Genomic DNA, 15,800 nt, shown 5'->3' on the forward strand with positions numbered 1-15,800 from the left:
TCCTTCAACGCAGAGGGCCGACACCATCACATCGGCGGGAGGGCAGGAGCAACAACCCCTACCCTCCCCCTACGGACCCTTTATGAATTTCTACGAACTGCCCGCGGATTGCCGTGGCGGTGTCGGGCGGCAGTTCCGTGGGATTGCTTCAGGAGACGCCGAGTTCGTTGTCGATGAAGTCGAACATGTCATCGTCGTCGGCTTCTTCCAGCTTGTCCGCGACGGCTTCGGCGGCCAGTCCGTCAGCTCCGCCAGGCTCCGCGGCGTCCAGCCTGCCGAGCAGCGCCCGCAGCCTGCCGCGCACGGCAGCACGTTCGTTGTCGGACGGCGGCCCCGCGGCCAGTGCCGCTTCCAGGCCCGCGAGTTCGGCTACCACGCCTCCGGGGCGTGCCCCCACGGAACTCTCCGCCGCCGCGCCGCCGGCTTGCGGCAGGCTCTCGTCCAGATAGGAGGCGAGCGCCGTGGGCGACGGATAGTCGAAGACGAGGGTAGCGGGAAGACGCAGCCCGAAGAGGGAGTTGAGCCGATTTCGGAGTTCCACCGCGGTAAGCGAATCGACGCCCAATTCCAGGAATCCCCGGGTGGCGCCGACCGCCTCCGGCCCGGAATGGCCGAGCACCGTCGCCACATTTCCGCGCACTGCATCGAGCAGTGCACGCTCGCGGTCCGCTCCCGAAAGTCCCGCCAATTTCTTGACGAGGGCAGGGGTAGCGGGGTCCGCGCCGTTGGCCGCCGCCGGGTTTCCGGAGCGTGCTTGCGCCCTGTCGACGCGGCGGGCCGGGGTGCGGACCAGTTCCGAGAAGACGGGCTGTACGCCGTCGGGGCCCGCCGCGGCCCGCAGGGCGACGGCGTCCAGGCGGAGCGGGACGAGGGTCGCCGGCGCTTCGGGCGCGGTCAGGTTCTGGTCGGTCACCGCGATGTCCAGGAGGGCGAGGCCCTCGTCCGTGGACAGTGCCGCCACACCGCCCCGCGCCATGCGGCCAAGGTCCGTACCGTCCAGCTTGCCAGTCATGTCGCTGTCCTGCGCCCAGAGTCCCCAGGCCAGGGAGGTCGCCGGGAGGCCCTGAGCGCGGCGGATGCCGGCCAGGGCGTCCAGGAGGCTGTTGGCGGCCGCGTAGTTGGCCTGCCCCGGGCTGCCGAGCACCCCGGCGGCGGAGGAGAACAGCACGAAGGCGGACAGGTCGAGGCCGGCCGTCAGCTCGTGCAGGTGGAGTGCCGCGTCCGCCTTCGGACGCAGGACCGTGTCCAGGCGCTCGGGCGTCAGGGACGTGACGATGCCGTCGTCCAGGACTCCCGCCACGTGCACCACCGCTGACAGTTCGCCGCCGGCCTCGTCCAGGAGCGCGGCCAGCGCGTCACGGTCAGCGACGTCGCACGCGGCCACGGTGACCTTGGTACCCGCCGCTTCCAGTTCCGCGCGCAGTTCGTCCGCGCCCGCGGCGGCGTTGCCCCTGCGGGAGACCAGGAGGAGGTCCCGTACGCGGTGGTGTTCGGCGAGATGCCGCGCCACCACGCGCCCGAGGCCGCCGAAGGCGCCGGTGACAAGGACGGTGCCCTCGCCGTACGGGGAGGCCGCGGTTTCGCCGGCCGGTGTGGCGGACACCCTGGCCGTCGGTCGCGTCAGTCGGGGGACCCATACCGCGCCCTCCCGCACGACCACTTCGGGCTCGCCCGCGGCCAAGGCGGCGGCGAGCGCCGGGGCATCGATCGGGTTCGCGCCCGTACCCAAGTCGGCGCCTGGAGCCATCTGCGCGTCCACGAGGACGAAACGTCCCGGATTCTCCACCTGGGCGGAGCGCACAAGGCCCCACAGTGCCGCGCCCGCGGGGTCGAGGTCCGCGCCTGTGCCCTCGGTGTGGGCAGCGCCCCGCGTCACGACCACGAGCCGCGCGCCCTCGAACCGCTCGTCGGCCAGCCATGCCTGCACCACGCCCAGCGCCTCGGCAAGGAACGCGGAGACATCTTCCGGCCTTACGAGGGGACGTACGAGGGGACGTACGAGCCCTTGGGAATCTGCGGCCGACGGCCTGTCCACTGGCGACGGCCGGTCCACCGGCCACACCACCGTCGTCGGAAGCTCCTCCCCCGCTTCGAAAGCCGCGCCCAACGCCGCCAAATCCGCGAACGACCGCGCCCCTGGCACCAGCCCGCCGCCGCCGAGCACCGCCAGCGGCACCGGCTCGGCGGGAGCGGCGGGCTGCCGCTTCCACTCGACGTGGAACATCGAGTCACGGAACGTCCCACCACCGAGTCGGTCGTCGGAGACCGGGCGCGACACGAGCGAGTCGACGGTGGCGACCACCTGGCCGGTCTCGTCCGCCAAGGTCAGGGTCACGGTGTCCGCTCCCGCACTGCTGAGCCGTACGCGGACGGTCGCGGCGCCTGCCCGGCGCAGCCGGACTCCGCTCCAGGCGAAGGGCAGCCCCAGGCCCTGGCGTTCGTCGTCGCCGTCCTGCCGCCGGGGCAGGAGCAGGGTGGAGTGCAGCGCGGCGTCCAGCAGCGCCGGGTGCAGGGTGAAGGCCGCGGCGTCTGCTGCCTCTTCCTCCGGCAGGGCGACTTCGGCGAAGACCTCGTCGCCGCGCCGCCAGGCCGCACGCAGGCCCTGGAAGACCGGTCCGTAACCGTATCCCGTCTCGGCGAGACGGTCGTAGAGGGAGTCCGCGTCATCGATGGGCTCGGCATCCGTCGGCGGCCACTGGGCCAGGCCGCCTTCGGGCTCCTCCTCATCGGCTTCATCCGGCGCGGAGGACAGGAATCCGGCGGCGTGGCGGATCCACGGTTCCTCGGGATCGCCCTCCTCCCGGGAGTGCACACTCACTGCGGATCGCCCGTTCTCGTCCGCCGCTCCGACACTGACCTGGAGCTGTACGGCGCCACGCTCGGGCAGCACGAGGGGCGCGGCCAGCGTCAGCTCCTCAAGGACCCCGCACCCGACCTCGTCACCGGCGCGTACAGCGAGTTCCACGAACGCCGTACCCGGAAGCAGCACCCGCCCCGCCACCGCGTGATCGGCCAGCCACGGATGCGTGGCCACCGACAGGCGACCGGTCAGCAGGTGGCCGCCCGTGTCCATCAGTGGTACCGCCGCCCCGAGCAGCGGGTGCCCGGTCGGCACAAGCCCGGTCGCCGACACATCACCCACGGCACCGGCGCCCGCACGCGGCCAATAGCGCCGCCCTTGGAAGGCGTACGTGGGCAGGTCCACGCGGCGGCGGGACTCGACCGGGGCGTACAGCGGCGCCCAGTCGACCTCGATCCCGCGCACGTGGAGCTGGGCAAGGGCGGCCAGGAAGGTGTCCAGCTCCGGGCGATCCTTGCGTACGGCGGCCACCAGGCCCGCCTGCGCGCCCGGATCGGTGACGGTGTCGTGCGCCATCGCCGTCAGGACGGAGTCAGGGCCGAGCTCAAGGAGCGTCGACACGCCCTGCGCGGTGAGGGCGGTCAGACCGTCGTGGAAGCGGACCGCCTCACGGATGTGGCGGACCCAGTAATCGGGGTCCTTCAACTCGTCGGCAGTGGCGAGCTGCCCGGTCAGGTTCGACACGACCGACAGCGCCGGGTTCCGATACGTCAGGCCCTCCGCCACACGCCGGAACTCGTCGAGCACCGGGTCCATCAGCGGCGAGTGGAAGGCGTGCGAGACCTTCAGCCACCGCACCTTACGGCCCTGCCCACGAAGGATCTCCTCCAGGCCCTCCAGAACCACGCGGTCACCGGACAAGACCACCTGCGAGGGGCCGTTGACAGCCGCCACACCGGCCCGGTCTTCCATGCCCTCCAGCAGCGGCAGCACATCGGCCTCCGCCGCCTGCACCGCCAGCATCGCACCACCCTCAGGCAGCGACTGCATCAACCGCCCCCGCGCAGCCACCAGTTGGGCCGCATCCTCCAACGACCACAGCCCGGCCACATACGCAGCCGTCAACTCACCGATCGAATGACCACCGACAAGCGCCGGCCGCACCCCAAACCACTCGGCAAGGCGATACAGAGCCACCTCGACGGCGAACAACGCGGGCTGCGCATACCCCGTCTGCTCCAAAAGCCCGGCATCCCCACCGAACATCACGTCCTTCAGAGGCTGGTCGAGGTGCCCGTCCAAGTGGGCGCACACCTCGTCCAGCGCATCCGCGAGCACAGGGAACACCTCGTACAACTCACGGCCCATACCAAGCCGCTGACTGCCCTGACCGGTGAAGACCACACCGAGACGGCCCTCGGCAACCGACCCCGAGACCACACCCGAACCACTCCCGGAAGCCAACGCCTCCAACCCGGACAGGAACTCCTCCCGCTCCCGGCCGAAGACCACGGCACGGTGCTCATGCACGGCCCGGCCAGACAGCAGCGACCAACCCACGTCAACGGGCTTGAGCTCGGCGCGTCCGATCACGTGCTCGCGCAGGCGGTCGGCCTGTGCCCGCAACGCCTCCGCGCTCCGGCCCGACACCAACCACGGTGTAGCGGTGGGTAGAGCTCTCGTCGCAGCAGACTCAGTTGCTTCCGCCGCCGGCACCTGCTCCACGATTACGTGGGCATTCGTGCCGCTGACACCGAACGACGACACACCAGCGCGACGCGGCATGCCCTCCTCGCGTTCGGACCATTCGCGTGCCTCGGCCAGCAGCTCAACACCCCCCGCCGACCAGTCCACATGAGAACTCGGCCGGTCAACGTGCAGCGTGCGAGGCAGCACGCCATGGCGCATCGCCATCACCATCTTGATGACACCCGCAACACCGGCGGCCGCCTGCGTGTGACCAATGTTGGACTTGATGGACCCAAGCCACAGCGGCTCGCGGTCGCCGGACGGGCCGGCCGGCCGCTCCTGTCCGTACGTGGCGAGCAGGGCCTGCGCCTCGATCGGGTCGCCGAGGGTGGTGCCCGTGCCGTGCGCCTCGACGGCATCCACGTCACCCGCCGCCAGACCCGCATTCGCCAACGCGGCCCGGATCACCCGCTGTTGGGACGGCCCGTTCGGGGCCGTGAGCCCGTTGCTCGCGCCGTCCTGGTTCACCGCGGAACCCCGTACAACCGCCAGAACCTCGTGCCCGTTGCGGCGGGCATCCGACAACCGCTCAAGGAGGAGCAGACCGACGCCCTCGCCCCAACCCGTCCCGTCCGCCGCCTCCGCGAACGCCTTGCAGCGGCCGTCGACGGCAAGGCCGCGCTGGCGGCTGAACTCCACGAACGTGTCGGGCGTGGACATCACCGTGACACCGCCCGCAAGGGCCATGTCGCACTCGCCCTGGCGCAGCGCCTGCGCGGCCAGATGGAGAGCCACGAGGGACGACGAGCACGCCGTGTCGACCGTCACCGCCGGGCCCTCCAGGCCGAACACGTACGACAGTCGGCCGGAGACGACGCTCGCCGCGTTGCCGGTGCCGAGGTAGCCCTCGCCTCGGTCGGGGGCGGTGCGCAGGATGCCTTCGTAGTCCTGGCCGTTGGTGCCGGAGAAGACGCCGGTACGGCTGCCGCGCAGAGTGGCGGGGTCGATGCCCGCACGCTCGAAGGCTTCCCACGCGGTCTCCAGGAGGAGGCGCTGCTGCGGGTCCATGGCGAGGGCCTCGCGCGGCGAGATCCCGAAGAAGTCCGCGTCGAACTCGGCCATGTCGCGCAGGAATCCGCCCTCGCGGACGTAGCTCGTCCCGGCGTGGTCGGGATCCGGGTGGTAGAGCGCGTCCACGTTCCAGCCGCGGTCGTCCGGCATGTCGCCGATGGCGTCCTTGCCGTCGTGGAGCAGCCGCCACAGGTCCTCCGGGGAGCGTACGTCGCCGGGGAAGCGGCAGCTCATCGCCACGATCGCGATCGGGTCGCCGTCCACCGGCGCGGCCGGGGCTTCGGCGTCCGAGGCGCCCTGCGGGATTGGGCCTTCGAGGAGTTCACCGCGCAGGAATCCGGCGAGGGCCGCCGGTGTCGGGTGGTCGAAGACGAGGGTCGCGGGGAGGTGGAGTCCGCTGGCGGCGCCGATGAGGTTGCGCAGTTCGACCGCGGTCAGCGAGTCGAAGCCGAGGTCCTTGAAAGGTCGGGTGGCGTCCACGGTCTTGGTCGCGGGGTAGCCGAGTACCGTGGCCACGCGCTCGCGCACGAGGTCGAGGAGCGCGCGCTCGCGTTCCGCGGCCGGCAGCGTCGCGAGTTGATCCACCAGGGAGGACGGGGTCGCTCCCCGCCCCGATCGACGATCCGGGCCGGTGGTCGACACCTCCGTCGATACTGGCGGGCCGGTGAGCTGGTCGAAGAGGTGGCAGGGGCGTGCCATGGCGTAGGTCGGCGCATACTGGTCCCACTCGACGTCGGCGAGGGTGATCGCGGCGGACTCCGCCACCGAGTCCGCGGCCGCGGCCGCGAGGAGCGCGCCCATCGCGGCGACGGCCAGGTCCGGTGCCATCGGGGGCATGCCGCTGTCGCGCACCCGCTGCTCCACCACCCCGCCGTCGACCGCCATGCCGCCGCCGGCCCACGGTCCCCAGGCAAGCGACAGGGCGGGCAGGCCGAGTGACCTGCGGTGCTCGGCGAAGGCGTCGAGGAAGGCGTTCGCGGCGGCGTAGTTGCCCTGGCCGCCGATGCCCAGGGAGCCCGCGACGGACGAGAAGAGCACGAAGGCCGTCAGGTGGTCGCTGTCACGCGTCAACTCGTGCAGGTTCAGGGCCGCTTGGGCCTTGGGACGGAAGACCGTGGCGAACCGTTCGGCGGTCAGGCCGTCGAGAATGCCGTCGTCCAGCACACCGGCCGTGTGGAACACCCCGGTCAGCGGCACGTCCTCAGGAATCGCGTCCAGAACTCGGGCCAGGGCCTCCCGGTCCGCCACGTCGCATGCCGCGACAGTGACGCGTACGCCCATCTGCTCCAATTCCGAACGGAGTTCGGCTGCCCCGGGGGCGTTGGGACCGCGACGGCTCGTCAGTACGAGGTGCTCGGCGCCCACACCTGCCAGCCAGCGCGCGACGTGCCCGCCGAGCGCACCGGTACCACCGGTGACCAGTACCGTGCCCCGCGACGACCACTCCGGGGAGCGCCCCGAGGACAGCCCTGGCCGCCGCTCCCCCGTCGCCATGTCAGCCAGGGGCGCACGCACCAACCGGCGTACGAACACCCCGGATCCGCGCACCGCCATCTGATCCTCGCCGGACGGCCCGCCCAGGGCGTCCGCCAGCCGCAGCCCCGCCCGCTCGTCGGGGTGCGCAGGCAGGTCGACGAGCCCGCCCCACCGCTGGGGCTGTTCCAGGGCCGCCACCCTTCCCATGCCCCACACTGCCGCCTGCACGGGCGCCGCCAGGCGGTCCGAGCGGCCCGTGGTCACCGCGCCGCACGTGGCGGCCCACATCGGTGCCGCCACATCCGCATCGCCCAAGGCCTGGAGGAGTACGAGTACTCCCTCAAGGCCCGCAGCGACGGTCGGGTCGGCCGAACCTTCGGAGTCGTCGAGGGCCAGCAGCGAGAGCACTCCCTGGGGGTGACCGACGCCCGACTCGACCTGCTCGACGAGGAGGTCACGCAGCTTCCCGGCCAACACCTCGCGCCGGGCCTCGTCACGACCCACCGCGATCCGGACCACCCGCGCACCGCGTTCCTCCAGCCCGGCGGCCGCGGCGGCCACCCACGGATGCGCGCCCTCGTCGGCCGGGGCGACCACCCACCACGTGCCGTCGAAGGTTGCCGACGCGAGGCCCGCCAGCGGCTTCCAGGACTCGCGGTACATCCACCGCCCGACCGTGGACGTCTTACGCCGCTGCCGTCGCCAGGACGAAAGGACCGGCAGGACCTCCTCCAGCGCACCACCCCTGACATCACCCTCCGCGCCCAACTCGGCGCTCAAGGACTCCAGGTCCTCCCGCTCCACGGCCTCCCAGAAGCGGGCCTCCACCTCGTCGACACCGACGCCGTCCGCACGGGCGGGGGAGTCTGCGGAGGTCGCCGCCAACTCCAGCCAGTAGTGGTCGCGTTGGAAGGCGTACGTGGGCAGGTCCACGCGGCGTCGGGACTCGACCGGGGCGTACAGCGGCGCCCAGTCGACCTCGATCCCGCGCACGTACGCCTTGGCAAGAGCGGTCAGGAAGGCGTCCGCTTCCGGCCGGTCCTTGCGCAGCGCGGCGATCAGGCCCGCCTGCGCAGCCGGGTCGGTAACGGTGTCGTGCGCCATCGCCGTCAAGACGGAATCCGGGCCCAGCTCCAACAGGGTCGACACACCTTGGGCGGTAAGAGTGGTCAGACCGTCGTGGAAGCGCACGGCCTCCCGGATATGCCGGACCCAGTACTCGGGGTCCTTCAACTCGTCGGCAGCGGCGAGCTGCCCGGTCAGGTTAGAGACGACCGGCAGCTTCGGTTCCTGATACGTCAGCGCCTCCGCGACCTTGCGGAAGCCGTCGAGCACCGGGTCCATCAACGGCGAGTGGAAGGCATGGGACACCTTCAGCCACCGCACCTTGCGTCCTTCGCCCCGGAACATCTGTTCCAGGCCCTCCAGAGCCTCCCGCTCACCAGAGAGCACCACCTGGGCGGGTCCGTTCACGGCCGCCACACCGGCCCGGTCTGCCATGCCCTCCAGCAGCGGCAGCACGTCGGCCTCCGCCGCCTGCACGGCCAGCATCGCGCCACCCTCAGGCAGCGACTGCATCAACCGGCCGCGCGCAGCCACCAGTTGGGCCGCATCCTCCAACGACCACAACCCGGCTATGTACGCAGCCGTCAACTCACCGATCGAATGACCACCGACAAGCGCCGGCCGCAACCCGAACGACTCAGCCAGGCGATACAGAGCCACCTCCACCGCGAACAACGCGGGCTGCGCATACCCCGTCTGCTCCAACAACCCGGCATCCCCACCGAACACCACATCCTTCAGCGGCCGCTCCAGGTGCCCGTCCAAGTGGGCGCACACCTCGTCCAGCGCATCCGCGAACACCGGGAACACCTCGTACAACTCACGGCCCATACCAAGCCGCTGACTGCCCTGACCCGTGAACAGAACCCCGAGACGACCCTCAACCACCGACCCCGACACCACACCCGAACCACCGCAGGCGACGGCCTCAAGCCCGGACAGGAACTCCACCCGCTCCCGACCCAAGACCACAGCACGGTGCTCATGCACAGCCCGGCCAGACAGCAACGACCAACCTACGTCGACTGGCGCGAGCTCATCGCGCTCAGACACGTACGTACGCAACCGCCCGGCCTGCGCCCGCAGCGCCTCCGCGCTCCGGCCCGACACCAACCACGGCATCGCACTGGACAGAAGGTCCGTTTCAGCGGACTCAGAAGGTTCCGCCACCGACGACTGCTCCACGATCACATGCGCATTCGTCCCACTCACGCCGAACGACGACACACCCGCACGACGCGGCACGCCACCCTCCCGCTCGGCCCACTCCCGAGCCTCGGCCAGCAGCTCAACACCCCCCGCCGACCAGTCCACATGCGAACTCGGCCGGTCCACGTGCAAGGTCTGCGGCAGGACGCCGTGGCGCATCGCCATCACCATCTTGATGACACCCGCGACACCGGCCGCCGCCTGCGTGTGACCGATGTTGGACTTGATGGACCCGAGCCACAGCGGCCGGCCGTCCTCAGGACGGTCCTGGCCATACGTGGCGAGCAGGGCCTGCGCCTCGATCGGGTCGCCGAGCGTGGTGCCCGTACCGTGCGCCTCGACGGCATCCACGTCACCCGCCGCCAGACCCGCGTTCGCCAACGCGGCCCGGATCACCCGCTGTTGGGACGGCCCGTTCGGGGCCGTGAGCCCGTTGCTCGCGCCGTCCTGGTTTACCGCGGAACCCCGTACGACCGCCAGAACCTCGTGCGCATTGCGCCGCGCATCCGACAACCGCTCAAGGAGGAGCAGACCGACGCCCTCGCCCCAGCCCGTCCCGTCCGCCGCCTCCGCGAACGCCTTGCAGCGGCCGTCGACGGCCAGGCCGCGCTGGCGGCTGAACTGCACGAACGTGTCCGGTGACGCCATGACCGTGACACCGCCCGCAAGGGCCATGTCGCACTCGCCCTGGCGCAGCGCCTGCGCCGCCAGGTGCAGGGCGACCAGGGATGCGGAGCAGGCCGTGTCGACGGTCACCGCCGGGCCTTCGAGACCGAAGGCGTACGAGAGGCGGCCGGACATGACGCTGACGGCGTTGCCGGTGAGGACGTGGCCTTCGATGTCCTGGGGGACGGTGGAATTGCGGGAGATGTAGTCGTCGCCGTTGGAGCCGACGAAGACGCCGGTGCGGGTGCCGCCCAGGGTCGTCGGGTCGATTCCCGCACGCTCGAAGAGTTCCCAGGAGGTTTCCAGGAGGTGGCGCTGCTGCGGGTCCATGGCCAGGGCCTCGCGCGGCGAGATGCCGAAGAAGTCGGCGTCGAACTCGCCCGCGTCGCGCAGGAATCCGCCTTCGCGGACGTAGGTACGGCCCGTGCGGTCGGGGTCCGGGTCGTACAGCTCGGCGAGGTCCCAGCCGCGGTCGGCGGGGAACTCGCCCATGGCGTCGCGGCCGTCGGCGACCAGGCGCCACAAGTCCTCCGGGGAGCGTACGTCGCCGGGGAAGCGGCAGCTCATCGCCACGATCGCGATCGGGTCGCCGTCGTCCGGAGGGGTGTCGGCGGCAGCCCTGGGGGCGCTTGGGGTCGTCTGCGCGGCACCGAAGGCCTCGTCGCCCAAGTAGGCGGCGAGGACGGTCGAGTTGGGGTAGTCGAAGACCAGTGAGGCGGGCAGGCGCAGGCCGCTGGCGGCCTGGACGCGGTTGCGGAGTTCCACGGCGGTGAGCGAGTCGAAGCCCAGCTCGCGGAACGCGCGGGCGGGGTCGATGGCGTCGGGCGCGGAGTGGCCGAGGACGGCGGCGGCCTGGGCGCGTACGAAGGTGACGAGGGCGGCGTCGCGTTCCGCGGCGGGGAGCGGGACGAGCCGTCGTATCCAGTCCGGGCCGGTGACGCCGGCGGCGCCGGAGGGGTCCGCGGTGCCGCCGTCCGCCGGGTCGGCGGTCAGCCGCCGCACTTCGGGGATGGCGTCGAACAGCGGGTTGGGGCGGGCGGCGACGAAGCCCGGCAGGAACGTGTCCCAGTCGACGGCGGCGATGACGACGTTGGCGTCGCCGCGTTCGACGGCGTCCCGCAGGGCGGCGACCGCGGGCTCGGGCGGCATCGGCGGCATGCCGTCGCGCCGTGCCCGGTCGGAGCGTACGGCGGTGTCGGCGAGACCGGCGCCGTCCCAGGTGCCCCAGGCGATGGAGGTCGCGGGCAGTCCGTCGGCGCGGCGCTGTTCGGCGAGGGCGTCGAGGTAGGCGTTGGCGGCGGCGTAGTTCGCCTGGCCGGCGCTGCCGAGGGCGCCGGACGCCGACGAGTACAGGACGAAGGCGTCCAGGTCCAGGTCGCGGGTGAGTTCGTGCAGGACGGCGGCGGCCGGAGACTTGGGGCGCAGCACATCGTCGAAGCGTGCGGGAGTGAGGCCGTCGACGATGCCGTCGTCCAGGACTCCGGCGGTGTGGACGACGGCAGTGAGGGGTGCGTCGGCGGGTATCCGGTCCAGGACGCGGGCCAGCGCCTCGCGGTCCGCGACGTCGCACGCCGCGACGGTCACCCGTGCGCCGTGCCCCTCCAGTTCTGCGCGCAGCTCGGTCGCTCCGGGGGCGTCGAGGCCGCGGCGGCTCATGAGGACGAGGTGCGCGGCGCCCTCGCGGGCCAGATAGCGCGCGACGTGGCCGCCGAGCGCGCCCGTCCCGCCGGTGACCAGGATCGTGCCCCTCGGCGTCCATCGGGTGTGCCGGGTGAGGTCGGCGCCCCTCGCCTCTCCCCTGAGGAGGCGGCGTACGAAGACTCCGGAGCCGCGCACCGCGAGCTGGTCCTCGGCGCTGGTACCGGCCGCAGCGAGGATGCCGGTGAGGCGGGCGCCCGCGCGGGTGTCGTAGGAGAGGGGTACGTCGACGAGTCCGCCCCAGCGGTCGGGGTGTTCGAGGGCGACGGTCCGGCCGAAGCCCCACAGGTGGGCCTGGGCGGGGTGGTCGAGGCGGTCGCTGCGGCCGGTCGACACGGCGCCCTGGGTCAGGGCCCACAGGCGGGCTTCGGACCCGGTGTCGCCGAGCGCCTGCACCAGCGCGACGGTGGCCGCGAGCCCGGCGGGCACGGCGGAGTGGTCGTCGAGGGGGGTTTCGTCGAGCCCGAGCAGCGAGACGATACCGGCGAACGGAACGTCGGCGGACGCGTCACCAGCAATCCCCGCGTCGCCGGCCACCTCCCGCAACCGCTCCGCCAGCGCCGCACGCGTCACCGGTCCCGCGCCCACGCTCAACCGCACCGGCTCGGCGCCCGAGGCGCCCAGCGCGTCGACGACCCCCGTGGCCCACGGGTGATCTCCCGCGCTGTCGGGCACCACGATCAGCCACCGCCCGGACAGTCCCGCCGACGTCAGGCGGCTGCCCGGCAGCGGCTGCCAGGCGACGCGGTGGCGCCAGCTGTCGATGACGGCGCGCTCACGCCGCTGCCGCCGCCACGCGGAGAGGCCGGGCAGCACCTCACTGAGCGCGCCCTGTGCTGCACCGTCGAAGGTTTCGCCGAGGGTGGAGGTCAGTTCGTCGACGTCCTCGCGTTCCACGGCGTCCCAGAAGCGGGTCTCGGCGGCGTCCGCGGCAGCCGGGGTGCCGCCACCACTGGACGTCCTCTCCTCGGTCAGCCAGAAGTGGCGGCGCTGGAAGGGGTACGTGGGCAGGTCCACGACCGTCCGCTCGCCCGGGAAGAGGGCGGACCAGTCCGGCTCCGCGCCCCGGACGTGCGCCTCGGCGAGGGAGGTGAGCAGGCGCCGGGCGCCGCCCTCGTCGCGGCGGAGGGAGCCGAGGGTGGAGGCGGGGCTTTCGGCGTCGTCGATGGTGGCCTGGACCGGGACGGTCAGGACCGGGTGCGGGCTCATCTCGATGAACAGGTCGTGGCCTTCGGCGAGGAGGCCGCGCGTTGCGTGCTCGAAGAGGACGGTCCGGCGCAAGTTGCGGTACCAGTAGTCCGCGTCCATGAGGGTGTCGTCGGCCAGCCAGTCGCCGGTGAGGGTGGAGTACAGCGGCACGTCGGGCGAGCGGGGCGCGACGGGGGCGAGGACTCGCGCCAGGTGCTCCTCGATGGCTTCGACGTGCGCGGAGTGCGAGGCGTAGTCGACGGGAATGGTGCGGGCGCGGATGTCGCGGGCCACGCACTGCGCGACGAGTTCCTCCAGGGCCTGCGAGGCGCCGGAGACGACGACGTGCGCGGGGCCGTTGACGGCGGCCACGGAGAGGTCGTCGCCCCACTGGTCCAGGATGGTGCGCACCTGCTGCTCGGGCAGGGGTACGGAGACCATGCCGCCGCGCCCGGACAGTTCGAGGATGGCCTGGCTGCGCAGCGCCACCACCCAGGCGGCGTCCTCCAGGGACAGCGCGCCCGCGACGCAGGCGGCGGCGATCTCGCCCTGGCTGTGGCCGACCACGGCCGCGGGTTCGACACCGGCCGCACGCCACACGGCGGCAAGCGACACCATCACGGCGAAGAGGACCGGCTGGACGACGTCCACGCGGTCGAAGTTGTCGCCGCTCAGCTCGTCGAACAGGTCCCACTCCACGAACGGGCCGAGCGCGTCCCCGCACTCCCGCATGCGCTCCTCGAACACCGGGCTGGAGTCGAGCAGTTCACGAGCCATGCCCGCCCACTGCGACCCCTGCCCCGGGAACACGAAGACGGGACGGACGCCGCCGCTGCCGGTGCTGCCCAGCGCGCGCCCGGACACCACCTGCGCGGCCGGCCCACCGGACGACACCACCTGCCCCGCCGTGGCGTCGGCCGCCGCCAACGCCCCGAGCCCGGCGAGGAGTTCCTCCCGGCCCCGCCCGACGACGACACCCCGGTGCTCGAACCGCGACCGTGCCACCGCCAGCGACCAGGCCACATCCTCCACGCCCAACTCGTCGTTCGCGAGCAGGTGTTCACGGAGCCGCCCGGCCTGCGCCCGCAGCGCCTGCGGAGTCTTCGCCGACAGGGCCACGGGGACGAGGCCCGCCACGACCGCCGATGCGGCGCTTCCGGAGGACTCGCCCTCCGAGTCGGCGGCGGACACCGGCTCCTCGGCAGGCGGCTGCTCGACGACGACATGCGCGTTCGTACCGCTCATCCCGAACGACGACACGCCCGCGCGCCGCGGCGCGCCGTCGGCCCGCTCGGGCCAGGCCCGCGCCTCGGTCAGCAGTTCGACGGGGCCCTCCGACCAGTCCACGTGCGAGCTGGGCTCGTCCACGTGCAGGGTCTTCGGCAGCAGTCCCTGGTGGATCGCCTGCACCATTTTGATGACGCCGACGACGCCCGCGGCGGCCTGCGTGTGGCCGACGTTGGACTTCAACGAGCCGAGCCACAGTGGCTCCTGGCCCTCGGGCCGGTCCTTGCCGTACGTGGCGATGAGGGCCTGGGCCTCGATGGGGTCGCCGAGCGTGGTGCCCGTACCGTGCGCCTCGACGGCGTCGACATCGGCGGGCGAAAGGCCCGCGTCGGCGAGGGCGGCACGGATGACGCGCTGCTGGGAGGGGCCGTTCGGGGCGGTCAGACCGTTACTCGCGCCGTCCTGATTGACGGCGGAGCCTCGCACGACCGCGAGCACGCGGTGGTCGTTGCGGCGCGCGTCGGAAAGCCGCTCCAGGACGAGCATGCCGACGCCCTCGCCCCACGCCGTGCCGTCCGCGGCCTGCGCGAAGGGCTTGCAGCGGCCGTCGGCGGCCAGGCCGCGCTGGCGGCTGAAGGCGAGGAAGGAGCCGGGGGACGCCATGACCACGGCGCCGCCCGCGATCGCGAGGGCGCACTCGCCCTGCCGCAGCGCCTGAACGGCCAGGTGCAGGGCGACGAGGGAGGACGAGCAGGCCGTGTCGACCGTCATGGCCGGGCCCTGGAGGCCCAGGGTGTAGGCGATGCGTCCGGAGGCGACGCTGGCGGCGGTGCCGGTGACGAGGTAGCCCTCCAAGCCGTCGGCCGCGTCGCTGAGGCGGGGACCGTACTCCTGGGTCTCGGCGCCGACGAAGACGCCGGTGCCGGAGTCGCGCAGCGTGGCGGGGTCGATGCCCGCGCGTTCCAGGGCCTCCCAGGAGGTCTCCAGGAGGAGGCGCTGCTGCGGGTCCGTGGCGAGGGCCTCGCGGGGCGAGAGGCCGAAGAAGTCCGCGTCGAACTCGCCCGCGTCGTGCAGGAATCCGCCCTCGCGGACATAGCTGGTGCCGGGCCGGTCGGGGTCGGTGTCGTACAGGGCGGAGAGGTCCCAGCCGCGGTCGGCCGGGAAGTCGGAGATGGCGTCGACGCCGTCGGCCACCAACTGCCAGAGCGCTTCGGGGGTTTCGACGCCGCCGGGCAGCCGGCAGCTCATGGCGACGATGGCGATGGGCTCGTCGTGGACGCGGCGGGCCGCCGCGGGAACGTACGCGGCGTCGGCGGTGTCGAAGAGTTCGGCCCGCAGATGGCGGGCGAGCGCATCGGCGCTGGGGTGGTCGAAGACGGTGGTGACAGGCAGCTTGAGGCCGGTGGCCCGCTGGAGGCGGCGGTGCAGCTCCACGGCGGTCAGGGAGTCGAGTCCCAGATCCAGGAAGGGGCGGGACAGATCGCCGGCCGGTCGCTCGCCGTCGGCGCCGCCGCCGCCGAGGACCGCGGCGACCTCACCCGCGACAATGGCGCGAAGCCGCCGTTCCTGTTCCGCGCGCGGGCGGCCTTCGAGGGTGTCGCGCAGATCCTCCCGGGGCGGCCGGAACTCCGCTGGAGTCTCCGGGTGGAGCTCCGGGTGAACCGCCGCGGGAGATTCGTCTGCGAATTCCTCGAAGTCGCTCATTGTTCCA

General features: G+C 72.4%; 1 pseudogene. It reads right to left on the minus strand.

Annotation, left to right across the window (positions count from 1 at the left end):
- Positions 1-148: 148 nt before the first annotated feature.
- Positions 149-15,694, minus strand: a pseudogene (locus tag ACFYNP_RS34915) (type I polyketide synthase); the annotation flags it as partial.
- Positions 15,695-15,800: the final 106 nt, after the last annotated feature.

The organism is Streptomyces sp. NPDC006691 (genome assembly GCF_042869955.1).
Classification (GTDB): domain Bacteria; phylum Actinomycetota; class Actinomycetes; order Streptomycetales; family Streptomycetaceae; genus Streptomyces.